Here is a 25,230-nt window from a genome sequence, read left to right as displayed (position 1 = left end):
AGCCGATCAGACGTCACCGTCATCCATCTCCGCAAGGGAAACCACCATGTCCGAGAAGGACTACCTGCCCGGCGCCCAGGTGCCGGACGCCCGCGGCTACTTCGGCGCGTACGGCGGCCGCTTCATCCCCGAGGCTCTGGTCGCCGCGGTCGAACAGGTCGCCGAGGAGTACGAGAAGGCCAAGTCAGACCCGGCCTTCGCCGCCGAGCTCGACGGGCTGCTGAAGGACTACACCGGCCGCCCGAGCCCGTTGACCGACGTCCACCGCTTCTCCGCCGAGGCGGGCGGCGCGCGCATCCTGCTCAAGCGCGAGGACCTCAACCACACCGGCTCGCACAAGATCAACAATGTGCTGGGCCAGGCCCTGCTCACCAAGCGGATGGGCAAGACCCGGATCATCGCCGAGACCGGCGCCGGCCAGCACGGCGTCGCCACCGCCACCGCCTGCGCCCTGTTCGGCTTCGACTGCACCATCTACATGGGCGAGGTCGACACCGAGCGCCAGGCGCTCAACGTCGCCCGGATGCGGATGCTCGGCGCCGAGGTGATCGCCGTCAAGTCCGGTAGCCGGACGCTCAAGGACGCCATCAACGAGGCCTTCCGCGACTGGGTCGCCAACGTCGACTCCACCCACTACCTGTTCGGGACCGTCGCCGGGCCGCACCCGTTCCCGATGATGGTCCGCGACTTCCACCGGATCATCGGTGTCGAGGCCCGGCAGCAGGTGCTCGACCGCACCGGGCGGCTGCCCGACGCGGTGGTCGCCTGCGTCGGCGGCGGCTCCAACGCGATGGGCATCTTCCACGAGTTCATCCCGGACACCGGAGTGCGGCTGATCGGCTGCGAGGCGGCCGGCGAGGGCGCCGACACCCCGAAGCACGCCGCCACCCTGACCAAGGGCGACCCGGGGGTGCTGCACGGCTCCCGGACGTACGTCCTGCAGGACGAGGACGGGCAGACCATCGAGTCGCACTCCATCTCGGCCGGCCTCGACTACCCGGGCGTCGGGCCGGAGCACGCCTGGCTGAAGGACACCGGACGGGCCGAGTACCGGCCGGTGACGGACGACGCGGCGATGCAGGCGCTGCGCCTGCTGTCCCGCACCGAGGGCATCATCCCGGCCATCGAGAGCGCCCACGCGCTCGCCGGAGCGCTGGACCTGGGCCGCGAGCTCGGGCCGGAGGCCATCATCCTGGTCTCGCTCTCCGGGCGCGGGGACAAGGACATGCACACCGCGGCCCAGTACTTCGGGCTGTACGACGAGCCGGCCGGCGGCCGGGCCGAGGGGGGCAAGTGATCATGGCTTCGAAGCTCACTGACATCCTGGCGGGCGCCAAGGCCGAGGGCCGGGCCGCGCTGATCGGCTACCTCCCGGCCGGCTTCCCCACCGTCGACGGCGGGATCCGGGCGGTCAACGCGCTGATCGAGGGCGGCTGCGACGTCGTCGAGATCGGCCTGCCGCACTCCGACCCGGTCCTGGACGGGGCCGTCATCCAGACCGCCGACGACATCGCGCTGCGCGGCGGCGTGCGGATCAAGGACGTGCTGCGCACCGTCCAGGAGGTCGCCACCGCGCACCCCGAGGCGGCGGTGCTGGTGATGACGTACTGGAACCCGGTCGACCGCTACGGTGTCGCGCGCTTCGCCGCGGACCTGGCCGCGGCGGGCGGGGCGGGCTGCATCCTGCCGGACCTGCCGGTGGAGGAGTCCGAGGAGTGGCGCAAGGCGGCGGACGCGCACGGGCTGGACACCGTGTTCGTGGTCGCCCCCAGCAGCAAGGACGCGCGGCTGGCCGAGGTCACGGCGGCGGGCAGCGGGTTCGTGTACGCGGCCGCGGTGATGGGGGTGACCGGCACCCGCTCGGCGGTCGGATCGCTGGCCGAGGACCTGGTCGCCCGGACCCGGGCCACCACGGACCTTCCGGTGTGCGTCGGACTCGGGGTCTCCAACGCGGAGCAGGCGGCGGAGGTCGCCCGGTTCGCGGACGGGGTGATCGTGGGATCGGCGTTCGTGCAGCGGATCCTCGCCGCGGGCGAGGACGAGGGCGCGGCGCTGGACGCGGTGCGGGCGCTGGCCGGTGAGCTGGCGGCCGGAGTGCGCAGGCGCTGACGCGCGGCCGATGTGACGGCCCGCCACCCCTCGACGGGGGTGGCGGGCCGTTCCGCTTCCCGGGCGCGGATCACCGCCGTCAGCCTCGGGGCGGCCCCGAACGAGTGAACAGCGGCGGCGACACGCATCAGGCGGGATTGACCGGCGTTGACTGGAGGGACGAGTGCACGGACCACGTGCACGGGGGTTGCCGAGCGAACGAAGGGGTGAGCGCCGGTGGCGGGTCTTCATCGGGCCGTGCTGCTGCGGGCGGCGGCCGCCGCGCTGGCCCTGGGGGCCGCGGTCGGCGCGCACACCGAGGTGGGGCAGGCGCTGGCCAGGCGCGGGGCCGAGCGGGCGGAGCGGGACGCGGTGGCCTGCGCCCAGGCGGCGCGCTGGGACGCGGCCGAGCGGGCCGCCCGGGCACAGCACGACGGGCACCCGGAGCTGTTCGATCCGATGCGGATGCCGGGGTGCCGGTGACGAAGGAGTGTTCGGGGAAACCGAACGTAACATCACTCGTCCGACGTAATTCCCGAATCCGGAGGAACCGCCCTCCATCCCTTACGGTTCGTCAGGGAGTGAACGAGTTTCCCGACGGGGGTTCCCTGATGGCGGGCCCGGCAGCGCAGCCCGGTGATCCCGCGCTCGAGTCGGCGGCGCGGTGGCCGGAGCCGGCCTGGAGCGCGTGGGTGGGCACGGCCGTGCGGCTCGGCCTGGCGGTGGTCTGGGGGTGGGCCGGGCTGGCCAAGACCGCCGATCCGGCGGAGGCCGCCCAGGCGGTCCGGGCGTACGAGATCCTGCCCGAGGGCCTGGTCAAGCCGATCGGCTACGGGCTGCCCTTCCTGGAGCTGGCACTCGCCCTGCTGCTGGTGATCGGGCTCGGGGTCCGGCTGGTCGCCGGGGTCTGCGCACTGCTGCTGCTCACCTTCATCACCGGGATCGCCTCGGCCTGGGCGCGCGGCATCTCGATCGACTGCGGCTGCTTCGGCGGCGGCGGGCACGTCGACGCCTCGCAGACCGAGTACCTGCAGGAGATCCTGCGCGACACCGGGTTCCTGTTGCTGGCCGGGTGGCTGCTGTGGCGGCCCCGCACCCGGCTCTCGGCCGACGGCTGGCTGGCGAGCTGACCCGTCCGGCCATTCCCGTCCCCGCACCCGACGAAGGCCCCCGACCGTGGATGTCAAGGCAATGAGCGAGAAGAACCGAGAAGGCAAGCGCACCGCCCGCGAGCGGATGCTGGAGCAGCGGGCGGCCGAACGGGCCTCCTCCCGGCGCAGGAAGAAGCTGATCGTCGGCGGGTCAGTGCTCGCGGTGATCGCCGCCGCGGCGATCACCGGCGTCCTGGTGCAGAACCAGCGCTCCAAGCCCGAGACCCCGGCCGCCGCCCCGGCCGGGACGATCGGCGACAAGAACCTGGTGATCCCGGTCGGCGCGAGCAACGCGCCCTCCGTCCTCACGGTGTACGAGGACCCCCGCTGCCCGGCCTGCGGCATCTTCGAGCGCGAGTTCTCGGCGACCATCGACCAGCTGGAGGACGCCGGGAAGATCTACACCAACGCCCACATCGTGTCGTTCATCGACCGCGCGGTGCCGGGCAAGGGCTCCAAGAACGGCGCCAACGCCCTGGCCTGCGCCCAGGACGCCGGGCACTTCCGGGACTTCCACGACGTGCTGTACCGCAACCAGCCGGACGAGACCAACGACGCCTTCGGCAACAAGGCGGTCCTGCTCAACCTGGCGAAGCAGGTGGACGGCCTGGACACGCCCGAGTTCCAGGCCTGCGTCAACGACAACAAGTACGGCGGGTGGGTGTCGTCGGTGCAGCAGGACTTCGACAAGTCCAGCTACAAGTCGACCCCGACCGTGCTGCTCAACGGCAAGCCGATCTTCCCGAAGAACGGCGACGAGGAGATCACCCCGGCCAACCTGGTGAAGTGGGTGGACGCCGCCAACCAGGGCAAGCAGCTGGGCACGGCGGGCTCGCACGGGCAGACCCCGGCGCCCACCGCCGCCGCTTCGGAGGCCAACAACCCGTCACCGACGGCCGGCTGAGCCGCCCCGCCGCCGTCGCCCCCTTCCGCCGGGAGGGGGCGGCGGCGTCCGTTGTTCGGTTTCTGTGACCCCGGGGGTGTCCGAAGCGGACGCCGGACCCTGTAGCGTCGGAACTGCCATGGATATCGCCTACATTCCCAGCCCGTCGCGGGGCGTCCTGTACCTCGGACCGATCCCGCTGCGCGCCTACGCCTTCTGCATCATCCTCGGTGTCGTCGCCGCCGTCTGGCTCGGCAGCAAGCGCTGGGTCGCCCGGGGCGGTGCCAAGCACACCGTCGGGGACATCGCCGTCTGGGCCGTGCCCTTCGGCCTGGTCGGTGGCCGGCTGTACCACGTGATCACCGACCACCAGCTGTACTTCGGCGAGGGGAAGAACCCCTGGAACGCCTTCAAGATCTGGGAGGGCGGCCTCGGGATCTGGGGCGCGGTCGCGCTGGGCGCGGTCGGCGCCTGGATCGGCTGCCGCCGCCGGGGCGTGCCGCTGCCCGCGTACGCCGACGCCATCGCGCCGGGCATCGTGCTCGCGCAGGCGATGGGCCGCTGGGGCAACTACTTCAACCAGGAGCTGTACGGGCGGGCGACCACGCTGCCGTGGGGCCTGGAGATCCACAAGACGCTGCCCGACGGCACGGTCGTGAACGGCGTCTTCCACCCGACCTTCCTGTACGAGTCGATCTGGGACGTGGCCGTCGCGCTGCTGGTGATCTGGGCGGACCGGCGCTGGAAGCTGGGGCACGGCCGGGCCTTCGCCGTGTACGTGGCCGCGTACACGGTGGGTCGTTTCTGGACCGAGTGGCTGAGGATCGACGAGGCGCACGTCTACTTCGGGCTGCGGCTCAACGACTGGACGTCGATCGTGGTGTTCATCGGCGCCGTGGTGTACTTCGTGATCGTCGGGAAGAAGCGGCCCGGGCGCGAGGACCCGGCGAGCATCGACCCCGCGGCGCACGTCGAGGCGGAGCAGGCCGAGGGGAAGGCGGCCGGGGAGAAGTCCACGGGCGAGAAGCCGAGCGAGACGGTGGACGGGGAGAAGCCGTCCCGGATCGTGGACGGGGACGCGGACCCGGAAGCGGCCCCGGAATCGGCCGTCACGGCCGCCGAGAAGACCGGCGAGGACGCCAAGAACCCCATCTGAGCAGGCACTTCCGCTGACTGAGGCTGCCCTTCGCGAGGCTTGCGAAGGGCAGCCTCAGCATCGTTCGGGAAGCCTTGTCTTGCTGGAAATGCCCAGGTCAAGCGGGCTACCGTCGGGGTGCGACGAACCTGACGAGGGGAACAGAACCGTGACTGCGAGCACCCTGGAAGCCGAGCCCGCCCAGCACCCGCGGATACCCGCGCCCGACCACCACCGGGACGTCAACGGCGGCTGGCTGCGGCCCGCGGTGTTCGGCGCGGTGGACGGCCTGGTGTCCAACTTCGCCCTGATGACCGGCGTGGTCGGCGGGGCGGTGTCCAACGGCACGGTGATCCTGACCGGGCTGGCGGGCCTGGCGGCCGGCGCCTGCTCGATGGCGGCGGGGGAGTACACCTCGGTGGCCTCGCAGCGGGAGCTGGTGCAGGCCGAGATAGAGGCCGAGCGGCTGGAGCTGAGCCGCAACCCGCACGGCGAGCTGGCCGAGCTGGCGCAGCTGTACGTCTCGCGCGGGGTGGAGCCGGAGCTCGCCCACGAGGTGGCCCGGCAGCTGTCCCGAGACCCGGAGCTGGCGCTGGAGATCCACGCCCGGGAGGAGCTGGGGATCGACCCCACCGACCTGCCGTCCCCGCTGGTCGCGGCCGGCTCGTCCTTCCTGTGCTTCGCGCTCGGCGCGCTGCTGCCGCTGCTGCCCTACCTGCTGGGGGCCACCTCGCTGCTGCCCGCGCTGGTGCTGGCCGCGCTCGGGCTGTTCGGCTGCGGCGCGGTGGTGGCCCGGGTGACGGCGCGCAGCTGGTGGTTCAGCGGGCTGCGGCAGCTGGTGCTGGGCGGGGCCGCGGCCGGGGTGACGTACCTGCTGGGGTGGCTGATCGGCGGGCACGTCGGGTAGCCGCGGCGCGGTCCCGGGTATCCACAGCACTGCATGACTATGCCGGGCAGTGCGTGACGTTTCACACATGGACGTCGCGCGCTGCCCGGCATCGTCTCATCATCCGGCGCTCGGAGCCGCGGATTCGCATCCGTCGGCCCCGGTCCTGGAATGGATTCCCAGGCGTCCGTGATCGGCTCATGTGGCGATCAGATTTCGCCCCTGTTTCAGGCCGTGGGTGGTTGGGCACAATCGTCGGGACGTGCGCTGTGGCACGTCCTCTTCCTCCAGCCCCTGACCTGCGCTCCGTCCCGCCATGTGGACGGCATATTCCGCTTCTCGGGATCCTGGGCATCATGGAAACTGCACCACCACCGCACCATCGCATCAGGGCCAACGTCGTCCCTACTTGCACCGACTTGCCGAAAGACGACGACGGGAGAGCCGATGCTGTCTGCATCCATGCACTCCGCCAACGAGCCCCAGGCCGGCGCCGCCCGCCAGCCGTACGCGCTCGTGCCGGATGCGCGACCTGCTGCTCAGGGCCTGTACGACCCGCGAAACGAGCACGACGCCTGTGGCGTCGGTTTCGTCGCCACGCTGACCGGCATCGCCGACCACACGATCGTCGAGCAGGCGCTGAACGTCCTGCGCAACCTGGAGCACCGCGGCGCCACCGGCGCCGAGCCGGACTCCGGTGACGGCGCCGGCATCCTCACCCAGATCCCGGACGCCTTCCTGCGCACCAAGGTCGAGTTCGAGCTCCCGGCCGCCGGCTCCTACGCCGTCGGCATCGCCTTCCTGCCCGACGAGGACGGCGCCGACGCCGCCGCAGTCGCGCAGATCGAGGAGATCGCGGCCCAGGAGGGACTGACCGTCCTCGGCTGGCGCGACGTGCCGGTCACCCCGGACCTGCTCGGCGCCACCGCGCGCAGCGTGATGCCGCGGTTCCGGCAGCTCTTCCTGGGCCACGGCGAGAGGGCCGGCATCGAGCTGGACCGCATCGCGTTCGTGGTCCGCAAGCGGGCCGAGCGCGAGGCCGGGGTGTACTTCCCGTCGCTGTCCGCCCGCACCATCGTCTACAAGGGCATGCTGACCACCGGCCAGCTGGAGCCCTTCTTCCCCGACCTGTCGGACCGCAGCTACGCGTCCGCCATCGGCCTGGTGCACTCGCGGTTCTCCACCAACACCTTCCCGAGCTGGCCGCTCGCCCACCCGTACCGCTTCGTCGCCCACAACGGCGAGATCAACACGGTCAAGGGCAACCGCAACTGGATGCGCGCCCGGGAGTCCCAGCTCGCCACCGACCTGATCCCGGCCAACAAGAACGGGCAGGGTCTCAGCCGGATCTTCCCGATCTGCACCCCGGACCACTCCGACTCCGCCTCCTTCGACGAGGTCCTGGAGCTGCTCCACCTCGGCGGCCGCTCGCTGCCGCACTCGGTGCTGATGATGATCCCGGAGGCGTGGGAGAACCACGCCACCATGGACCCGGCCCGCCGCGCCTTCTACCAGTACCACTCCAACCTGATGGAGCCCTGGGACGGCCCGGCCTGCGTCACCTTCACCGACGGCACCCGGATCGGCGCCGTGCTCGACCGCAACGGCCTGCGCCCGGCCCGCTACTGGGTCACCGAGGACGGCCTGGTGGTGCTCTCCTCCGAGGTCGGCGTCCTCGACATCGACCAGCAGAAGGTGGTCCAGAAGGGCCGCCTGCAGCCCGGCAAGATGTTCCTGGTCTGCCTCAACGAGAACCGGATCGTCCCGGACGAGGAGATCAAGGCCGCCCTGGCCGCCGAGCACCCCTACGAGGAGTGGGTCACCGGCGGGCAGATCCAGCTCGCCAAGCTCCCCGAGCGCGAGCACATCGCCCACACCCACGCCTCCGTCACCCGCCGCCAGCAGACCTTCGGCTACACCGAGGAGGAGCTGCGCGTCATCCTCGCCCCGATGGCCCGCACCGGCGCCGAGGCCCTCGGCTCGATGGGCACCGACTCGCCGATCGCCGCCCTGAGCGAGAAGCCGCGCCTGCTGTTCGACTACTTCGTGCAGCTCTTCGCGCAGGTCACCAACCCGCCGCTGGACGCCATCCGCGAGGAACTCGTCACCTCGCTGCTGTCCAACCTCGGCCCCGAGGGCAACCTGCTGACCGCCGAGGCCGCCTCCTGCCGCTCGGTCGGCATCACCTTCCCGGTGATCGACAACGACGAGCTCGCCAAGCTCGTCCACATCAACGCCGACGGCGACCAGCCCGGCCTCAAGGCCGTCACCCTGTCCGGCCTCTACAAGGTCGCCAGCGGCGGCGAGGGCCTGGCCGCGCGCCTCGCCGAGATAGCCGCCGAGGCCGACGCCGCGATCGCCGACGGCGCCCGGATCATCGTGCTCTCCGACCGGCACTCCGACGCCGAGCACGCCCCGATCCCCTCGCTGCTGCTCACCTCCGCCATCCACCACCACCTGATCCGCACCAAGCAGCGCACCCAGGTGTCGCTGCTGGTCGAGGCCGGCGACGTCCGCGAGGTGCACCACGTCGCCCTGCTGATCGGCTACGGCGCCGGCGCGGTCAACCCGTACCTGGCCATGGAGTCGGTCGAGGACCTCGTCGCCCAGGGGGTGTTCATCGAGGGCGTCGAGCCCGAGAAGGCGATCAAGAACCTGATCAAGGCGCTCGGCAAGGGCGTGCTCAAGGTGATGTCCAAGATGGGCATCTCCACCGTCGCCTCCTACCGCGGCGCCCAGGTCTTCGAGGCCATCGGCCTCTCCCAGGACCTGGTCGACGGCTACTTCGCCGGCACCACCACCAAGCTCGGCGGCATCGGCCTGGAGGAGATCGCCAAGGAGACCGCCGCCCGGCACGCCAAGGCCTACCCGGCCTCCGGCATCCCCGCCGCCCACCGCGCGCTGGAGATCGGCGGCGAGTACCAGTGGCGCCGCGAGGGCGAGCCGCACCTGTTCGACCCGGACACCGTCTTCCGGCTGCAGCACTCCACCCGCAACCGCCGGTACGACATCTTCAAGCAGTACACCGACCGGGTGAACGAGCAGTCCGAGCGCCTGATGACCCTGCGCGGCCTGTTCCAGCTGGACGGCCTCGGCCGGGAGCCGATCCCGGTCGACGAGGTCGAGCCGGTCTCCGAGATCGTCAAGCGCTTCTCCACCGGCGCCATGTCCTACGGCTCGATCTCCCGCGAGGCCCACGAGACCCTCGCCATCGCGATGAACCGCCTCGGCGGCAAGTCCAACACCGGCGAGGGCGGCGAGGACCCGGACCGCCTGTACGACCCCGAGCGCCGCTCGGCGATCAAGCAGGTCGCCTCCGGCCGGTTCGGCGTCACCTCCGAGTACCTGGTCAACGCCGACGACATCCAGATCAAGATGGCCCAGGGCGCCAAGCCCGGCGAGGGCGGCCAGCTGCCCGGCCACAAGGTCTACCCGTGGGTCGCCAGGACCCGGCACTCCACCCCGGGCGTCGGCCTGATCTCCCCGCCGCCGCACCACGACATCTACTCGATCGAGGACCTGGCGCAGCTGATCCACGACCTCAAGAACGCCAACCCGGCGGCCCGCATCCACGTGAAGCTGGTGTCGGAAGTCGGCGTCGGCACGGTCGCGGCGGGTGTCTCCAAGGCGCACGCCGACGTGGTCCTGGTGTCAGGGCACGACGGTGGTACCGGCGCCTCGCCGCTCACCTCGCTCAAGCACGCCGGCGGCCCCTGGGAGCTCGGCCTCGCCGAGACCCAGCAGACCCTGCTGCTCAACGGGCTGCGCGACCGCATCGTGGTCCAGACCGACGGCCAGCTGAAGACCGGCCGCGACGTCGTCATCGCCGCGCTGCTCGGCGCCGAGGAGTTCGGCTTCGCCACCGCCCCGCTGGTCGTCTCCGGCTGCATCATGATGCGCGTCTGCCACCTGGACACCTGCCCGGTCGGCGTCGCCACCCAGAACCCGGTGCTGCGCGAACGCTTCTCCGGCAAGCCCGAATTCGTGGTCAACTTCTTCGAGTTCATCGCCGAGGAGGTCCGGGAGATCCTGGCCTCGCTGGGCTTCCGCTCGATCGAGGAGGCCGTCGGCCACGCCGAGCACATCGACGCCCGGGCCGCGATCGACCACTGGAAGGCCGCCGGACTCGACCTGGCCCCGCTGTTCCACGTGCCCGAGCTGCCCGAGGGCACCGCCCGGCACCGCACCACCAGCCAGGACCACGCGCTCGACAAGGCCCTCGACAACCAGCTGATCGAGCTGGCCCAGGACGCCCTGGAGCGCGGCGAGTCGGTCCGCCTCGAGCTGCCGATCCGCAACGTCAACCGCACCGTCGGCACCATGCTCGGCCACGAGGTGACCAAGCGGTACCGCGGCGAGGGCCTGCCGGAGGGGACCATCGACGTCACCTTCACCGGCTCCGCCGGGCAGTCCTTCGGCGCCTTCGTGCCCAAGGGGATCACCCTGCGACTGGAGGGCGACGCCAACGACTACGTCGGCAAGGGCCTCTCGGGCGGCGTGATCGTCGTGCGCCCGGCGCGCGAGGCCGCGGCCATCGGCAACGACGCCCAGAACCACGTCATCGCCGGCAACACCATCGGCTACGGCGCCACCTCCGGCCGGATCCACCTGCGCGGCAAGGCCGGTGAGCGCTTCGCCGTCCGCAACTCCGGCGCCACCCTCGTCGTCGAGGGCGTCGGCGACCACGGCCTGGAGTACATGACCGGCGGCCGGGTCGTCATCCTCGGCGAGACCGGACGCAACCTCGCGGCCGGCATGTCCGGCGGCATCGCGTACGTCCTGGACCTGCGCCCCGCCAACGTCAACGACGGCATGGTGGGCATCGAGGCCCCCACCGCCGCCGACCGCGACTGGCTGCGCGAAACCGTGCAGCAGCACTACGAGGAGACCGGCTCCACCGTCGCCGCCGAGCTCCTGGCCGACTGGGGCAGCGGCGTCTCCCGCTTCTCCAAGATCATGCCGACCGACTACAAGGCAGTGCTCGCCGCCAAGGACGCCGCTGAGCGCGATGGCCTCTCCGAGGCCGAGACCACTCGCAAGATGATGGAGGCGGCACATGGCTGACCCCAAGGGCTTCCTGACCACGCCCAAGCAGCTGGCCGAGCGCCGGCCCGTGGACGTTCGCATCCGGGACTGGAACGAGGTCTACGTCGAGCGCAGCCTCCTGCCGATCATCACCAAGCAGGCCGGCCGCTGCATGGACTGCGGCATCCCGTTCTGCCACAACGGCTGCCCGCTCGGGAACCTCATCCCCGAGTGGAACGACCTCGCCTACCGCGACGACTTCACCGGCGCCATCGAGCGCCTGCACGCCACCAACAACTTCCCGGAGTTCACCGGGCGGCTGTGCCCGGCGCCCTGCGAGTCGGCCTGCGTGCTCGGCATCAACCAGGACGCGGTGACCATCAAGAACGTCGAGGTCACCATCATCGACAAGGCCTGGGACCGCGGCGGGGTCACCCCGCAGGTCCCCGAGCGGCTCTCCGGCAAGACCGTCGCCGTCGTCGGCTCCGGCCCGGCCGGCCTGGCCGCCGCCCAGCAGCTCACCCGGGCCGGACACACCGTGGTGGTGTACGAGCGCGCCGACCGCATCGGCGGCCTGCTGCGCTACGGCATCCCCGAGTTCAAGATGGAGAAGCGCCACATCAACCGCCGCATCGAGCAGATGCGCGCGGAGGGCACCCGGTTCCGCACCGGCGTGCACGTCGGCGAGGACATCACCGGGCAGCAGCTGCGCGAGCGCTTCGACGCCGTCGTCGTCGCCGCCGGCGCCACCACCGCCCGCGACCTGCCGGTGCCCGGACGCGAGCTCAAGGGCGTCCACCAGGCCATGGAGTACCTGCCGCTGGCCAACAAGGTGCAGGAGGGCGACCTCGTCGACTCGCCGATCAGCGCCAAGGGCAAGCACGTCGTCGTCATCGGCGGCGGCGACACCGGCGCCGACTGCGTCGGCACCGCCCACCGCCAGGGCGCCCTCTCGGTCACCCAGCTGGAGATCATGCCCCGCCCCGGCGAGGACCGCCCCGGGCACCAGCCCTGGCCCACCATGCCGATGACCTACAAGGTCACCTCCGCGCACGAGGAGGGCGGCGAGCGGGTCTACTCCGTCAACACCACGGGTCTGAGCGGCGACGAGGACGGCAACGTCCAGGAACTGCACCTCGTCGAGGTCGAGTTCAAGGACGGCCGGTTCGAGCCCGTGCCCGGCACCGAGCGGACCATCCCCGCCCAGCTGGTCACCCTCGCCATGGGCTTCACCGGGACGGACGTCAAGAACGGCCTGGTCGAGCAGCTGGGAGTGGACCTCGACGCGCGCGGTAACATTGCCCGCGACGGCCGGTTCGCCACCAATGTCGATGGCGTGTACGTCTGCGGAGACGCCGGCCGAGGCCAGTCGCTGATCGTCTGGGCCATCGCGGAGGGCCGCTCGGCCGCAGCCGCGGTGGACAAGTACCTGGGCGGCAAGACCCCGCTCCCCGCCCCGATCCGGCCCACCGACCGCCCGCTGGTGGTCTGACGGGCCCCGACGGTCCCCGACCGGCCCCACCCCGAACCCCCGGCGCCGCATCGCCGGGAGCTCAACCCGCTGCCCCCGCCAGCGTCGCCGGGCCAACGCGGTCTCCTGGCGTCCGCCCTCTTCCCCGACCAGTTGGAGGGCGGGCGCCGTCGCGTGCCCGTCCCCGCACCCGTTCCCGCACGTTTCCCCGCCCTTCGCGGGCGCTTCGCACGCGCTCCCAGGCGCTTCTCACGAACGCTCTCACCCGCCTCTTACCAGCGCTCCCACCTGCGCTCGAGCCCGCGCCCCGAAGGGCGGCTCCCAGCTTCCTCCCAGGCTTCGCACAGCGGCCGGAAAGCGCACCGGAACGGGCTGTTGTTCGTCGGTGCCAGGTGGCAGACTGCCGCCGACGGCCGGGGGGCTGCGCGAGTGCGGAGGTTGACTTCGATGGGCACGACTCAGGCAGGCGGAGGCGCCACCGTACGGCGCCTGCTGCTCGGCAGCCAGCTGCGCAAGCTCCGCGAGTCCAGAGGCGTCAGCCGCGAGGAGGCCGGATACTCGATCCGCGCCTCCGAATCCAAGATCAGCCGGATGGAACTCGGCCGGGTCGGCTTCAAGGAACGCGACGTCGCCGACCTGCTCACCCTCTACGGCGTCGACGCCGAACAGGAACGCGCCAACGTGCTCGGCCTCGTCCGGGAAGCCAACGCCACCTCCTGGTGGCACGACTACGGCGACGTCCTGCCCGCCTGGTTCCAGAACTACCTCGGGCTCGAGGAATCCGCCGCCGAGATCCTCAGCTACGAGGTCCAGTTCGTCCACGGGCTGCTGCAGACCGCCGACTACGCCCGCGCCGTCATCGCCGCCGGCCCCCACGGCCTCCCCGACCAGGAGATCGAACGCCGGGTCGAGGTGCGCCGCAAGCGCCAGGACCTGCTCACCGCCGACCACCCGCCCCAGCTGCTCGCCGTCCTCGACGAGGCCGCGCTGCGCCGCCCCTGGGGCGGCCCCGAGCTGATGCGCGGCCAGCTCGACACGCTGCTCGAACTCTCCGAACTGCCCAACGTGCGGCTGCAGGTGCGCCCGCTCGGCGGCGCCGCGCTGGGCGCCGAGAGCGGCGCGTTCAGCGTGCTCGGCTTCAACGAGGCCGAACTCGCCGACGTGGTCTACCTGGAGCAGTTCACCACCGCGCTCTACGTCGACAAGCCCGCCGAGGTCGCCTCCTACCGGCAGGCGATGGACGGGCTGCTCGCCGAGAGTCTCGAGCCCGGACCGACCCGCGATCTTCTGCACTCCGTACGCCAAGAGCTTTGACACATCAGTACGATGAGCCCCCATCAGGTCGGGCACGAGAGGGAACAGATGTCGTACTTCTCCGAGTTGGCGCTGCAGTTCATCGACGGCGAATGGTGCGGCGGCGGCGGCTCCTGGGACATCGTCGACGTCGACCCGTACACCGGTGACAAGCTGGCCACCATCACCGTGGCCACCGTCGCCGAGGTCGACCGGGCCTACCGGGCCGCCGAGCGCGCCCAGCGCGGCTGGGCCGCCACCAACCCGTACCAGCGCCGGCTGGTCTTCGAGCGCGCGCTGCGGCTGGTCGAGGAGCGCGAGGACGAGATCGTCCGGGCGATCACGGCCGAACTCGGCGGCACCGCGCTCAAGGCCGGCTTCGAACTGTCCCTGGTCAAGGACGTGCTGCGGGAGTGCCTGCACCTGTCGGTGGCCTCCGAGGGGCGGCTGCTGCCCTCGACCGCGCCGGGCAAGGAGAACCGCCTCCACCGGCTGCCGGTCGGCGTGGTCGGCGTGATCAGCCCGTTCAACTTCCCGCTGTTCCTGGCCCTCAAGGCCGTCGCCCCGGCGCTCGCGCTCGGCAACGGCGTGGTGCTCAAGCCGCACCAGGAGACCCCGATCGTCGGCGGCAGCCTGATCGCCAAGCTCTTCGAGGACGCCGGCCTGCCCCCCGGCCTGCTGAACGTGGTCATCACCGACATCGCGGAGATCGGCGACAGCTTCATCGAGCACCCGGTGCCCAAGGTGATCTCCTTCACCGGCTCCGACCAGGTCGGCCGGCACGTCGCCACCGTCGCCGCCGCCCACTTCAAGCGGACGGTGCTGGAACTCGGCGGCAACAGCGCGCTGATCGTGCTGGACGACGCCGACCTCGACTACGCCGTCGACGCGGCCGTGTTCAGCCGCTTCGTCCACCAGGGCCAGGTCTGCATGGCCGCCAACCGGGTGCTGGTCGACCGCAGCGTGCTCGCCGAGTTCACCGAGAAGTTCGTCGCGAAGACCGCCTCGCTGACCGTCGGCGACCCCAGGGACCCGGCCACCCACATCGGCCCGCTGATCAACGCCGTCCAGGCCGACGCGATCAAGGCCCAGGTCGACCAGGCGATCGCCGCCGGCGCCACCGCGCTGCTGCGCGGCGAGACGGTGGGAAGTCTGATGGCGCCCACCGTGCTCACCGACCTGGCCCAGGACGCGCCCATCCTGCAGCGCGAACTCTTCGGCCCGGTGGCGCTGCTGGTGCCCTTCGACGGCGAGGACGAGGCCGTCCGGATCGCCAACGACACGCCCTTCGGGCTCAGCGGCGCGGTGCACACCGCGGACCTCGAACGCGGGGTGCGGATCGCCCAGCGGATCGAGACCGGCATGGTCCACGTCAACGGCGGGACCATCGCGGACGAGCCCGGGGTGCCGTTCGGCGGGGAGAAGAACTCCGGGGTCGGACGGCTCAACGGGGAGTCCACGGTGGACGCCTTCACCACGGTGAAGTGGATCTCGGTGCAGCACGGGCGGGCGCCGTTCCCGTTCTAGAGCCGCCCGGCTACGCGGCGCGGGCCTCCCGGCGGTAGCCGCCGGGAGCCTGGCCGAACTCCCGCTTGAACGCCTTCGCGAAGGCGTACTCCGAGCCGTACCCGGTCTGCGCGGCCACCGCCGTCAGCGGCGCCTCCGACTCGCGCAGCAGCCGGGCGGCGGTGGTCATCCGCCAGCGGGTCAGGTACGCCATCGGCGGCTCGCCCACCATCGAGGTGAAGCGGCGGGCGAAGGCGGCCCGGGACAGGCCCGCCCGGTCCGCCAGGGACTCCACCGTCCACGCGGTCGCCGGGGCCTCGTGGATGGCCGTCAGGGCGGGCGCCACCGCGGCGTCGCGCAGCGCCGCCGCCCAGCCCGCGGCGGTCGCGGCGGGCTGGTCCTCGAACCAGGCCCGCAGCACGTACAGCAGCAGCGAGTCGATCAGCGCCGGGACGATCCCGACCGAGCCGATCCGCGGATTCTCCAGCTCGGCGCCCAACAGCTGGACGGCGGCGGCCAGTTCGGGATGCCGGCCGTGCCGGGTCGGCAGATGGATCAGGGCCGGCAGCTGGCGGACCATCGGATGCGGACGGCCCTGGTCCAGGTGGTAGTTGCCGCACAGCAGGCTGGTGCGGGCGCCGTCGCCGCCGAGTGTCAGGGTCCCGATCGGCGAGCCGCCGTCGACCCGGCAGGACTCGGCGCCCACCGGCGGGGTGTCCGGGTGGTCGGCCAGCACGTGGCCCCGGCCGTCCCGCAGGAAGACGACGTCCCCGGGGCTGAGCGGGACGGGCTCACCGGCCGCGGCCGGGTCGACCGGGATCAGCCAGCAGGTGCCGTACAGCACCACGTGGAAGCCGGCCCCGGCCACCGGGGGCAGCCGCAGGGCCCACGGCGCCCGGCCCTCGGTGCGCACGGACGCGGGGTGCGCCGTGCGCATCGAGGCCAGCGCCTCGGTCAGGATGTCCATCGTCCGCCCCCGGGATCGTGGCTGGTGCAACGGTCAGTCCGTGGTGAGGACGACCTTGCCCTGGACGGTACCGGAACCGACCAGGTCGTGGGCCTTCGCGGCCTCGGCGAGCGGGAACGCCGCGGCGATGTGCGGGCGGATCCGGCCCTCGTCCACCAGGGCGGCGATCGCCTCCAGCGCGGCGTAGTCGGGCTCGACCGAGACGCCCGCGAAGCGCCGTCCGGCGGCCTCGATCGCGGCGATCAGCTCCTGGTTCCAGTGCTCCATGATGCTGACCAGGGTGCCGCCCGGCTTCAGCACCTCCAGGGCGCGGGTGCCCTCGGAGGAGGAGTCGAAGACGATGTCGACGTCCCGGACGGCCTCGGTGTAGTCGGTGGTCCGGTAGTCGATCACCTCGTCGGCGCCGATCTCCTTGAGGAAGGCGTGCTTGGGCTCGCTGGCGAGGGCGATCACGTACGCGCCGCGGGCCTTGGCGATCTGCACCGCGAGGTGGCCGACGCCGCCGGCCGCACGGTGGATCAGCACCCGGTCGCCCTTCTTGACGTCGGCGAGGTCCACCAGGCCCTGCCAGGCGGTCAGCGCGGCCAGCGGCAGCGCGGCGGCCTGGACGTGGTCCAGCGAGGCGGGCTTGCGGGCCAGCTGGCGGGACGGCGCGGCCACGTACTCGGCGTAGGCGCCGGCGGCGCGCGGGAAGAACGGCATCCCGTACACCTCCTCGCCCACCCGGTAGCGGGCGCCCGGCCCCACCTCCTCGACCACCCCGGAGACGTCCCAGCCCACCGTGAACGGCGGCTCGCCCAGCAGCGGGAACGCCCCCGACCGCACCGCCACGTCCACCGGGTTCACCCCGGCGGCCTTCACCCGCACCAGCACCTCGCCGCTGAGCGGCTTCGGGCGCTCCACCTCGGCCAGCTCCATGACCTCGGGGCCGCCGAACTCCTGCTGCACGATCGCGCGCATTGTCTTCTCCCTCATACCGGTTCAACACCGGCCCCGTGTGGGGCGGTTCTCGATGTGCTCAACGGTAGGGAGATCGGGCGAGCGGATGAATATCCTCCAGTCTCGGCTGGATGTCCGATCGTCTCGCGGCGGGAGCGGATCAGGCGGGGTAGCGGACGAGGGCGTCGGTGGCGAGCTCGAAGTCGAAGGGGGCCGGGATCGGCACGCGGTCGCCGAACTTGCCGTGCCACTGCTGGTGGTAGCCGCCGTCGGAGAGATCCGAGTAGAGGGTGATGTCGCCCTCGCGCGGGTCGATCAGGAGGTAGAGCGGGATGCCCATCAGTGGGTAGTCACGGACTTTGCCGACAAGGTCGTTCTCGGGGTTCGACGGGGAGACGATCTCGACGGCGATGGCGGCCTGCTCGGCGGGGGTCGGGTTGCCGCCGAGCTCCACGGCTGAGAGCGGGAAGTAGGTCAGGTCGGGGTTGCGCAGTGTGCCTGCGGCCCGGGAGACGAGGTCGGTGTTCTCGCTCGGCATGAGGCCGGCGGGGCAGTGCGCGTCGAACTGCTCGCGGACGAACAGCAGATTGCGCTGGATGAGCAGACACGGGGTCGCCGTGATGACGATCGCATCGCCCGACACCTCGACCTTCCAGCCCTCGGGCGGGTTCAGAGTTCGGGCGTACGAGAGGAGTCGGTGGTTCAACTCGACCATGTGGAGCATGATCTCACCACCGGGGAACGGCGAGGCGCCGCCGGATCGACTGACGACCCGGCGGCGCCTCGGTGGCGTGTGACTAGAACACCGGCTGGCCGGCGCGGACCAGGCGCCAGGAGTTGGTGAAGAAGTCGGCGGGGTCGATGACGCCCTTGGCCTTGACCCAGGCGATCATGGTGTTGCGGATCTCGTCGGAGTTCGACCAGACCGCCTTGGCGGTGGCGACGTGCGGGAAGTTGCCGCCGCCGTTGGCGCGGTAGTTGTTGACCGCGAGGACGAACTGGGCGGTCGGGTCGATCGGCTTGCCCTGGAAGCTGAGGTTGACGATCCGGCTGCCCTTGGGCTGGGAGACGTCGATGTCGTAGCTCAGGCCGTAGACCGAGTCGTAGTTGTAGTCCGGGGTGTCCTCGGCGTTGGTCAAGGTGTCCTTGTTCACCGGGGCGCCCACGGCGAGCTGGTTGTAGTACTTGGCCGAGAACTCCAGGTAGTCCTTGAGCTGGGCGCCCGTCAGGATGCGGGCCTCCAGGGTGTTCTCGTAGATGTACAGGCCGGCGGCGTCGCGCAGCTTGACCTGGCCGGCCGGGATCAGCGCGGTGCGGTTGAACGGGGCGGCCTGGGCCACAACGGGCAGGTTGGCGTACTGCCCGCCCGCCAACGCGGCCTTCACTGCGTCGGCCTGGACCCTGCCGATCAGGTCGACGATCGGGGTGGCCTTGAACCGGGCGTCGGCGATCGACAGCTCGATCTTGCTGGTGCCGATGTTCTGGTTGACGTACGCCACGACCTTCTTGTGCTGGTCGAGGATGGCGTTGCTGATCTCCGGGTTCTCCGGCACGGTGTTGGAGTTCAGCACCCGGGCGGAGACCGAGGCGACCTTCCAGTGGCCGTCGGCGAACTCGACCTCGAAGTCGAAGCAGCTCAGGCGCTGGCCCCAGCACAGCGGCTCGGAGAGCACGACCGTCTTCCCGGTCTTCTTGTTGACGATGAGGCGCTGGGCGACCTCCTTGTGGGTGTGACCCACCAGCACCGCGTCGATGTCCGGGACGGTCGCGGCCATCTCGCCGGAGGCGTCCTCGGGCCAGGGGAGCTGGTCGCCGTAGGTGGTGGCCTCGTCGATGCCGGAGTGGGCGGAGACCACGATGACGTCGGCGCCGGCGGCCTTCATCCGGGGCACGTACTTGGCGGCGGTCTCGACGATGCCCGGGAAGACCATCTTGCCGGCGACGTTGGCCTTGTCCCAGATCGCGATGCCGGGGTTGGTGAGGCCGAGGATGCCGACCTTGATCGGGGTGTCCTCGTCCAGCCACACCTCCTTGATCACGTACGGCTTGAAGGCGGGCTTCTCGTTCTTCGCGTGCAGCGCGTTGGCGCCCAGCAGCGGGAACTCCAGCTGGTCCTCGAAGGCCTTCACGGTGGGGATGCCGTAGTTGAACTCGTGGTTGCCGAGCGCGGCGGCGTCGTAGCCCATGAGGTTCATGGCGACGGCCATCGGGTGGTCCGGCACGTTGTCGCCGTCGGTGGCGATCGGCTCGATCCGGGCGTAGTAGTAGGTCAGCTGGGTGCCCTGGATGATGTCGCCCGAGTCGATGAGCAGGCAGCGGTCCCAGCCCTTGTCCTCGCGGACCTGGTTGGCCAGGGTGGAGATCTTGGCGAGGCCGACCGCGTTGTGGGCCTTGTCGACGTACTCGGCGTCGGTGAAGTAGTCCCAGTTGAGCACCCGGCCGTGCAGGTCGGTGGTGCCCATCACGGTGAAGGACTGGCGGTGGGGCTTGCGCTTGTTGCCCTTGGCGGCCGCCGTGTCCGGCTCGGCGGCCGCGGCGGCGGGGGCGGCGGCGACGACGGCTCCGCCGGCCAGGGCGGCGCCGGCGGCGGTGGCTGCGGACCGGGTGACGAAGTCACGGCGGTTCAGGGACATGAACGACTCTCCCGAGTGGGAACGACGGCGAATGGACCGTCAACTTGTGTACGTACGAAGTGCGTGGCGCGCCCGCGGATGCGGTGACGCGCGTAGAGGGACGCGCGTAGAAGTGTGCCGTGCGGGCCGGGCCGCTGGATAGCCCTCGGACGTTTCCAACAGGTGAGATCTTGGCGACTCGTTCGTGACCGGGATGGGCGGGGGAGGGGGTGGTATGGGGCGGGACGGGCGATTTCCGGCCACTCCGAAGATCGCTCAGAGCTCGGCCGAGAGCTGCTTCACCTCGCGGCCCAACTCCGCAGCAGGGTCCGGCGCGTCCGGGCCCGCCCACGGCAGCCAGGTCCGGGCCCGCAGGTAGCCGTCCACCGCGACCGGCAGGCCGTGCCGCACGATCGGGTCGGCCGCCGGACCGGGCCCGGTCTCGCGCAACGCCGCCAGCAGGGCGTCCACCCCGGCCGAGGCGGGCAACGGGACGGACTCCAGGTAGGCGGCGAGCACCTCCAGTTCGGGGTCGGTCGGCGGAGACGGAGGCGGAGGCGGCGGGGGCGGGGGCGGAGGCGGCGGCGGGGCCGGCGCCAGCAGCGCGCCGGCGCCGTACAGCCCCGCCACCACCGCCGGCCACCAACCCCCGCCCAGCCCCACGAAGTGCAGCCCCAGCCCGACGGCGCCGCCCCCGCAGCCGACCAGGTTCCGGGTCGACTCCAGGTAGCGCAGCACCCGCCGGCCGTACCCGTCACTGGTAGCCACGGATCTCCTCGAACACCCCGTCCAGCGAACCGCTGCCGTCGAACAGCTTGCCGCCGCTCACGTCCGCGATCCCCTGCAGCTGACCCACCGCCGCCTCGCCGAACTTGATCGGGAACACCGGGATCGCCTTCTCGGCGGCCGGCAGCGCGTCGTGGAAGCGCCGGAAGTCGCCGTCGGTCGCGCCCTGGTTGCTCTCCCCGTCCGTCATCAGCACGATCGAGGTGAACCGGTCGTCGCCCGACGCCCTCTGCTGCTCCTCGATCACCCGGTACGCCTGCTCCAACGAGTCGTACAGCGCCGTGCCGCCCTCCGCCCGCAGCGACCGCACGTCGGCGTCGATCGACGCCAGCTCCGCCTCCGGGCCCGGCCGGCCGCCCGAGGGCGGCACCACGTGCGTCCTCGTCCACTTCACCTGCGAGGCGAAGGAGATCAGCGTCACCTCCTCACGGTCCCGGAACCGGCGCACCCCGCGGGTGTCGTCCGTACCCGTCAGCCGGCCCAGCGCCGCCTTCAACGCGTCCAGCCGCGCGCCCTCCATCGAACCCGAGGTGTCCAGCACGTACACCGTCCTCGACGGGCGGCGCAGCTCGTTCTGGTACGAGGCCAACAGGCCGTCCGCCACCGCCCGCGTCCCCGGGAACGGCAGTTCACGACGACGGTCCGTGGGCAGCCCCGCCGCCGGGGACGCACCCGCCGTCACCGGGCGGCGCAGCGTCAGCTCCGAGATGCGCTTCTGCACGTCCTCCTTCAGCAGGTAGCCGGTCAGCCGCTGGAAGGAGTCGCGCTCGCCCTGCCCCGAGGAGGACAGCAGCGACAGCGGGTAGTCCGCCGAGACCACGCCGTCCACCGGGCGCACCACCGTCAGCCGCTGCTCCGGCGGCAGGGTCCGGTTCATCGACAGCAGCACCGACTCGTAGTTCACCAGCGCGCCGACCCTGCCCGGCTCTGCCCGCGCGTACGCCTGCGCCAGCCAGCCCGAGGAACCGGAGGTCAGCTTCTGGCCGGTGAAGAACTGCTTCAGCTGCGGCGTCGCCTTCTGCACGTCCGCCTCGGTCAGCGCCGCCCCCGCCCCGGAGAACGCCGAGGCCACCGCGACCAGCGCGGAGAAGCCCGAGTTGGAGCGCGAAGGATCGGACATCCCGTACGACAGCCTCCCGGCCGCGGCCGCGTCCCCGATCTGCGCCCAGGTGACCTTCGAACCGTCGCCCCAGCCGAGGTCGCCGAGGACCGAGGAACGCACCCCGACGGCCACCGGGGAGACCATCACCGGGGTCTCCGACAGCACCTTGGACCGTCCGGTCGGATCCAGGCGCAGGTACTGGTCGGACGGGAACCAGACCGCGTCGTACTTGCCGTCCGCCCGGCCCGAGGAGACCGTGTCCGCGCCGTCCAGGGTGCCGGTGAAGGCCAGCTGCACCGTCACCCCGGTCGCCTTGCGGGCGTCGTCCAGGACCGGCTGCAGGTCCTGCAGTTCACTGCCGGCCAGGACGCGCAGCACCCCGGGGCGCGCGGTCTCGGCGAGCGAGTCGGACGGGTTCGGGTGCGGCGCGGGGGCGGACGAGGAGGAGGTGCAGGCGGTCGCCGCGGCGAGCACCGCGGCCAGCACCGCGGTCAGCCGACTGCGACGGGTGGTCGGGACGTTCACTTCGGGCTCCCCTTGGCCGCCGCGGTCAGTTTGAGCAGGTTGTCCAGGGACGGCACGGGCGACTGCTTGACCTTCGCCGCGTTCAGGTCCTGGGCGAAGGCCGGCTGCTTGCTGCCCTTCACCAGTTCGGCGAAGGCACCCGGGCGGGCCTGCGGGCGGAAACCGAACCTGGCCTCCAGGGCACGCAGCGCGTCGTCGTCCTGAAGCAGGGCGGCCAGCTTCCTGCCGTTCTCGGTGCGGGCGATGATGGTGTGGTCGGAGTAGACCGTGGTGTCCGGGTACATCACCACCGTGTCGCCGGCCGACTGGCCCTGCGCCGTCAGCGCGGCGACCTGGGACTCGTACCCGAACAACAGCGGATTGCCGACTCCCGCCTGGAAGTCCCGGAACGGCTCGTCGCTGCTGCTCTTCTGGCCGCCCTGCATCGCGGTCGCCTGGTGCAGCACGGGCCGGGCGGCTTCGATGCCCGCGTCGTCCGACACCACTTGGTGGTTGTTCAGGACGTACGACAGCAGGGCGACGTACAGCGCACCGGAGGAGGAACTCTCCGGATCAGTCGTGGTGATGTAGATCGGCCCGGCCAGGTCGCCGTGGCCCTCGGTGTTCGTCAGGTCCTGCCACCTGCGGTTCGCCTTCAGGTCGTTGACGTACTCGTCCATCTTGAACGTCCAGACGCCCGAATCGTCCTGTGCCGCCAGCTTGTTGTCCCGGAGGATCTGCGCGACCGGCGCGTGCGCCACCAACACCAGCGGCGAGTAGAACGGCACCAGCGGGGAGTCCTGCTGCCCCCAGTTGCGCTGGATCTCGCGGGCCGGCGCGGTGCTCGCCGGGAAGGCGAAGTCCAGCCCGGAGTTGCTCTTCGCCTGCTCGCTCATCGTCCAGGAACCGGTCGAATCGGCGTGCACCTCCAAGCCCTGCCGCGCCAACTCGGCCTTCACCTCGGGGCTTTCGAAGAACGCCCGCTTCTCCGAACCGATCAGCCCGGTGACCGTGACCGTCTTCCGCGGTTCCGGACCGTCGTCCGGGACCAGTGCGTACGTCACCCCGCCCAGCAGGGCCAGGGCGGCGAGCACCCCCAGAGCGCGTCTCATGCCGAGCGCCTCCCCCTCGTCGCTCCCACCCCCGGGCGCGGTCACCCGGGGGTGACGAGCGTCCCGCCGGGCGGGGAGCACGGCCGGAAGAGACGGTGAACCAGGGGTGAACACCGCTTCACGGAATCGCATCGGCCGGAGGGTCGGGGGCGGCCTCGGTTCGGCTGTCGCACACCGGTCCGAGGATGTGTCAGATTGTTCAACTCGCCTTACCCCAAAGGTCATCCAGCAGTCCGGACCCACGTCGAGGTTACGCGCCGGTAATGCCTACCCTCAGCAGTATGCGCCGAGCAAAAATCGTCTGCACCCTCGGGCCGGCCACCGACTCGTACGACCAGATCAAAACCCTGGTCGACGCCGGGATGGACATCGCCCGACTCAACCTCAGCCACGGCTCCCACGCCGAACACGAGGAACGCTACCGTCGCGTCCGCAAGGCCGCCGACGAAACCGGCCGGAGCGTCGGCGTCCTCGCCGACCTTCAAGGCCCGAAGATCCGGCTCGACACCTTCGCCCACGGACCCGTACTTCTCGAACGCGGCGACGAGTTCACCATCTCCACCGACAACGGCGTCGTGGGGGGCAACACCATCTGCGGCACCACCTACGCCGGCCTCGCCGGCGACGTCGGCCGCGGTGAACGCATCCTCGTCGACGACGGACGGGTCACCCTGGAAGTCCTCGACGTCGACGGACCACGCGTGCGATGCCTCGTCATCGAAGGCGGACTCGTCTCCGACCACAAAGGCCTCAACCTCCCCGGCGTCGCCGTCTCCGTCCCCGCACTCAGCGACAAGGACGTCGCCGACCTGCGATGGGCGCTGCGCACCGGGGCCGACCTGATCGCGCTCTCCTTCGTCCGCAGCGGCCGCGACATCGAGGACGTCCACCGGGTGATGGCCGAGGAAGGGCGGCGCGTCCCGGTCATCGCCAAGATCGAGAAGCCGCAGGCGGTCGAGAACCTGGACTCCATCGTGGACGCCTTCGACGGCATCATGGTGGCCCGCGGGGACCTGGGCGTGGAGATGCCCCTCGAACAGGTCCCGCTCGTCCAGAAGCGCGCCATCAAGCTCGCGAAGCGCAACGCCAAGCCGGTCATCGTCGCCACCCAGATGCTCGACTCGATGATCAACGCCTCCCGGCCCACCCGCGCGGAGGCCTCCGACGTCGCCAACGCGGTGCTGGACGGGACGGACGCGGTGATGCTCTCCGGGGAGACCTCCGTCGGCAAGTACCCCGTCGAGACGGTCAGGACGATGGGCCGGATCATCGAAGCCGCCGAGAACGACATCCTGGCCGCCGGCCTGCCCCCGCTGACCACCGGCAGCAAGCCGCGGACCCAGGGCGGCGCCGTCGCCCGCGCGGCCGCCGAGATCGGCGACTTCCTGCACGCCAAGTACCTCATCGCCTTCACCCAGTCCGGCGACACCGCCCGCCGGCTCACCCGCTACCGCTCGCCGATCCCCGTGCTCGCCTTCACGTACGAGCCCGCCGTACGCAGCCAACTCGCCCTCACCTGGGGCGTGGAGACCTTCCTCGGCCCCTTCGCCCCGACGACCGACCAGATGGTCGAACAGGTCGACGCGGCGCTGTTGTCGCTGGGCCGCTGCCAGAAGGGCGACATCGTCATCATCACGGCGGGCTCCCCGCCTGGTTTGGCCGGCTCCACCAACCTCGTCCGCGTCCACCACGTGGGGACGTTGGACGTCTGAGCTGTCTGTCGGCGGCGCGGCCCTTCCGGTGGAAGTAGGTGCGCAGCCCGGTTCCCTC

General features: G+C 71.3%; 19 protein-coding genes. 12 read left to right on the top strand and 7 right to left on the bottom strand.

What is annotated here, in order from left to right:
- Positions 1–46: 46 nt before the first annotated feature.
- The 11 genes from trpB to ACWCYO_RS29525 all read left to right on the top strand — a co-directional run bounded on the left by trpB (position 47) and on the right by ACWCYO_RS29525 (position 15,459).
- Positions 47–1,297: a tryptophan synthase subunit beta gene (gene trpB, locus ACWCYO_RS29575; RefSeq protein ID WP_270147615.1), complete on the top strand. Its 1,251-nt coding sequence runs from the start codon at positions 47–49 to the stop codon at positions 1,295–1,297.
- Between the two features lie 2 nt (positions 1,298–1,299).
- The gene (trpA, locus tag ACWCYO_RS29570; RefSeq protein ID WP_449785902.1) at positions 1,300–2,109 is read left to right on the top strand and encodes a tryptophan synthase subunit alpha; all 810 of its coding nucleotides are present in this window, start codon (positions 1,300–1,302) and stop codon (positions 2,107–2,109) included.
- A gap of 216 nt (positions 2,110–2,325) precedes the next feature.
- Positions 2,326–2,571, top strand: coding sequence for a hypothetical protein (locus ACWCYO_RS29565; protein ID WP_270147618.1), 246 nt, complete (start codon positions 2,326–2,328; stop codon positions 2,569–2,571).
- A 209-nt stretch (positions 2,572–2,780) separates the two neighbouring features.
- Entirely contained in the window at positions 2,781–3,218 is a 438-nt protein-coding gene (locus tag ACWCYO_RS29560; protein ID WP_449785901.1) for a MauE/DoxX family redox-associated membrane protein, read from the top strand.
- Between the two features lie 61 nt (positions 3,219–3,279).
- The gene (locus ACWCYO_RS29555; RefSeq protein WP_270147621.1) at positions 3,280–4,143 is read left to right on the top strand and encodes a DsbA family protein; all 864 of its coding nucleotides are present in this window, start codon (positions 3,280–3,282) and stop codon (positions 4,141–4,143) included.
- A 118-nt stretch (positions 4,144–4,261) separates the two neighbouring features.
- Positions 4,262–5,278: a prolipoprotein diacylglyceryl transferase gene (lgt, locus tag ACWCYO_RS29550; protein ID WP_270147622.1), complete on the top strand. Its 1,017-nt coding sequence runs from the start codon at positions 4,262–4,264 to the stop codon at positions 5,276–5,278.
- Positions 5,279–5,441: 163 nt separating this feature from the next.
- Entirely contained in the window at positions 5,442–6,164 is a 723-nt protein-coding gene (locus ACWCYO_RS29545; RefSeq protein ID WP_270151307.1) for a VIT1/CCC1 transporter family protein, read from the top strand.
- 441 nt (positions 6,165–6,605) lie between these two features.
- Positions 6,606–11,207 (top strand): glutamate synthase large subunit, encoded by a 4,602-nt coding sequence (gltB, locus tag ACWCYO_RS29540; protein WP_270151309.1) that lies wholly within the window; start codon positions 6,606–6,608, stop codon positions 11,205–11,207.
- Positions 11,200–12,660, top strand: coding sequence for a glutamate synthase subunit beta (locus ACWCYO_RS29535; RefSeq protein ID WP_449785900.1), 1,461 nt, complete (start codon positions 11,200–11,202; stop codon positions 12,658–12,660). Before gltB ends, ACWCYO_RS29535 begins: the two co-directional genes overlap by 8 nt.
- Positions 12,661–13,086: 426 nt before the next feature.
- Entirely contained in the window at positions 13,087–13,953 is an 867-nt protein-coding gene (locus ACWCYO_RS29530) for a helix-turn-helix domain-containing protein (RefSeq protein WP_270147625.1), read from the top strand.
- 48 nt (positions 13,954–14,001) lie between these two features.
- Complete coding sequence (locus tag ACWCYO_RS29525) at positions 14,002–15,459, top strand: aldehyde dehydrogenase family protein (RefSeq protein WP_270151310.1); 1,458 nt, start codon at positions 14,002–14,004, stop codon at positions 15,457–15,459.
- A 10-nt stretch (positions 15,460–15,469) separates the two neighbouring features.
- Here ACWCYO_RS29525 and ACWCYO_RS29520 read toward each other — a convergent pair whose 3' ends face one another.
- The 7 genes from ACWCYO_RS29520 to ACWCYO_RS29490 form a co-directional block, all read right to left on the bottom strand.
- The gene (locus ACWCYO_RS29520) at positions 15,470–16,405 is read right to left on the bottom strand and encodes an AraC family transcriptional regulator (RefSeq protein WP_270147626.1); all 936 of its coding nucleotides are present in this window, start codon (positions 16,403–16,405) and stop codon (positions 15,470–15,472) included.
- 33 nt (positions 16,406–16,438) lie between these two features.
- The gene (locus ACWCYO_RS29515) at positions 16,439–17,365 is read right to left on the bottom strand and encodes an NADP-dependent oxidoreductase (RefSeq protein ID WP_270147627.1); all 927 of its coding nucleotides are present in this window, start codon (positions 17,363–17,365) and stop codon (positions 16,439–16,441) included.
- A gap of 139 nt (positions 17,366–17,504) precedes the next feature.
- On the bottom strand, positions 17,505–18,059 hold the full coding sequence (locus tag ACWCYO_RS29510; protein WP_449785899.1) for a Uma2 family endonuclease: 555 nt from the start codon (positions 18,057–18,059) through the stop codon (positions 17,505–17,507).
- Between the two features lie 82 nt (positions 18,060–18,141).
- Positions 18,142–19,977 carry a bifunctional metallophosphatase/5'-nucleotidase gene (locus tag ACWCYO_RS29505; protein WP_270147629.1) on the bottom strand — a complete coding sequence of 612 codons (1,836 nt, stop codon included), beginning with the start codon at positions 19,975–19,977 and terminating at the stop codon, positions 18,142–18,144.
- A gap of 255 nt (positions 19,978–20,232) precedes the next feature.
- Entirely contained in the window at positions 20,233–20,724 is a 492-nt protein-coding gene (locus ACWCYO_RS29500) for a hypothetical protein (protein ID WP_449785898.1), read from the bottom strand.
- Positions 20,711–22,369, bottom strand: coding sequence for a VWA domain-containing protein (locus ACWCYO_RS29495; RefSeq protein WP_449785897.1), 1,659 nt, complete (start codon positions 22,367–22,369; stop codon positions 20,711–20,713). Before ACWCYO_RS29495 ends, ACWCYO_RS29500 begins: the two co-directional genes overlap by 14 nt.
- Positions 22,366–23,460 (bottom strand): substrate-binding domain-containing protein, encoded by a 1,095-nt coding sequence (locus tag ACWCYO_RS29490; protein ID WP_449785896.1) that lies wholly within the window; start codon positions 23,458–23,460, stop codon positions 22,366–22,368. Before ACWCYO_RS29490 ends, ACWCYO_RS29495 begins: the two co-directional genes overlap by 4 nt.
- Before the next feature lie 281 nt (positions 23,461–23,741).
- Here ACWCYO_RS29490 and pyk point away from each other — a divergent pair, with 281 nt between their 5' ends.
- Positions 23,742–25,172 carry a pyruvate kinase gene (gene pyk, locus ACWCYO_RS29485; RefSeq protein ID WP_270147633.1) on the top strand — a complete coding sequence of 477 codons (1,431 nt, stop codon included), beginning with the start codon at positions 23,742–23,744 and terminating at the stop codon, positions 25,170–25,172.
- Positions 25,173–25,230 lie beyond the last annotated feature (58 nt).

This window comes from Kitasatospora sp. NPDC001683, from assembly GCF_053596495.1.
The sequence above is the reverse complement of the archived record's forward strand: the minus strand, read 5'-3'. Positions and strand labels throughout refer to the sequence as shown.

Bases quoted from the DNA above. Each gene is read 5' to 3' on its own strand.
- trpB (WP_270147615.1), top strand. From the start codon at position 47: ATGTCCGAGAAGGACTACCTGCCCGGCGCCCAGGTGCCGGACGCCCGC.
- trpA (WP_449785902.1), top strand. From the start codon at position 1,300: ATGGCTTCGAAGCTCACTGACATCCTGGCGGGCGCCAAGGCCGAGGGC.
- ACWCYO_RS29555 (WP_270147621.1), top strand. From the start codon at position 3,280: ATGAGCGAGAAGAACCGAGAAGGCAAGCGCACCGCCCGCGAGCGGATG.
- lgt (WP_270147622.1), top strand. From the start codon at position 4,262: ATGGATATCGCCTACATTCCCAGCCCGTCGCGGGGCGTCCTGTACCTC.
- gltB (WP_270151309.1), top strand. From the start codon at position 6,606: ATGCACTCCGCCAACGAGCCCCAGGCCGGCGCCGCCCGCCAGCCGTAC.
- ACWCYO_RS29535 (WP_449785900.1), top strand. From the start codon at position 11,200: ATGGCTGACCCCAAGGGCTTCCTGACCACGCCCAAGCAGCTGGCCGAG.
- ACWCYO_RS29530 (WP_270147625.1), top strand. From the start codon at position 13,087: ATGGGCACGACTCAGGCAGGCGGAGGCGCCACCGTACGGCGCCTGCTG.
- ACWCYO_RS29525 (WP_270151310.1), top strand. From the start codon at position 14,002: ATGTCGTACTTCTCCGAGTTGGCGCTGCAGTTCATCGACGGCGAATGG.
- ACWCYO_RS29520 (WP_270147626.1), bottom strand. From the start codon at position 16,405: ATGGACATCCTGACCGAGGCGCTGGCCTCGATGCGCACGGCGCACCCC.
- ACWCYO_RS29515 (WP_270147627.1), bottom strand. From the start codon at position 17,365: ATGCGCGCGATCGTGCAGCAGGAGTTCGGCGGCCCCGAGGTCATGGAG.
- ACWCYO_RS29510 (WP_449785899.1), bottom strand. From the start codon at position 18,059: ATGGTCGAGTTGAACCACCGACTCCTCTCGTACGCCCGAACTCTGAAC.
- ACWCYO_RS29505 (WP_270147629.1), bottom strand. From the start codon at position 19,977: ATGTCCCTGAACCGCCGTGACTTCGTCACCCGGTCCGCAGCCACCGCC.
- ACWCYO_RS29490 (WP_449785896.1), bottom strand. From the start codon at position 23,460: ATGAGACGCGCTCTGGGGGTGCTCGCCGCCCTGGCCCTGCTGGGCGGG.
- pyk (WP_270147633.1), top strand. From the start codon at position 23,742: ATGCGCCGAGCAAAAATCGTCTGCACCCTCGGGCCGGCCACCGACTCG.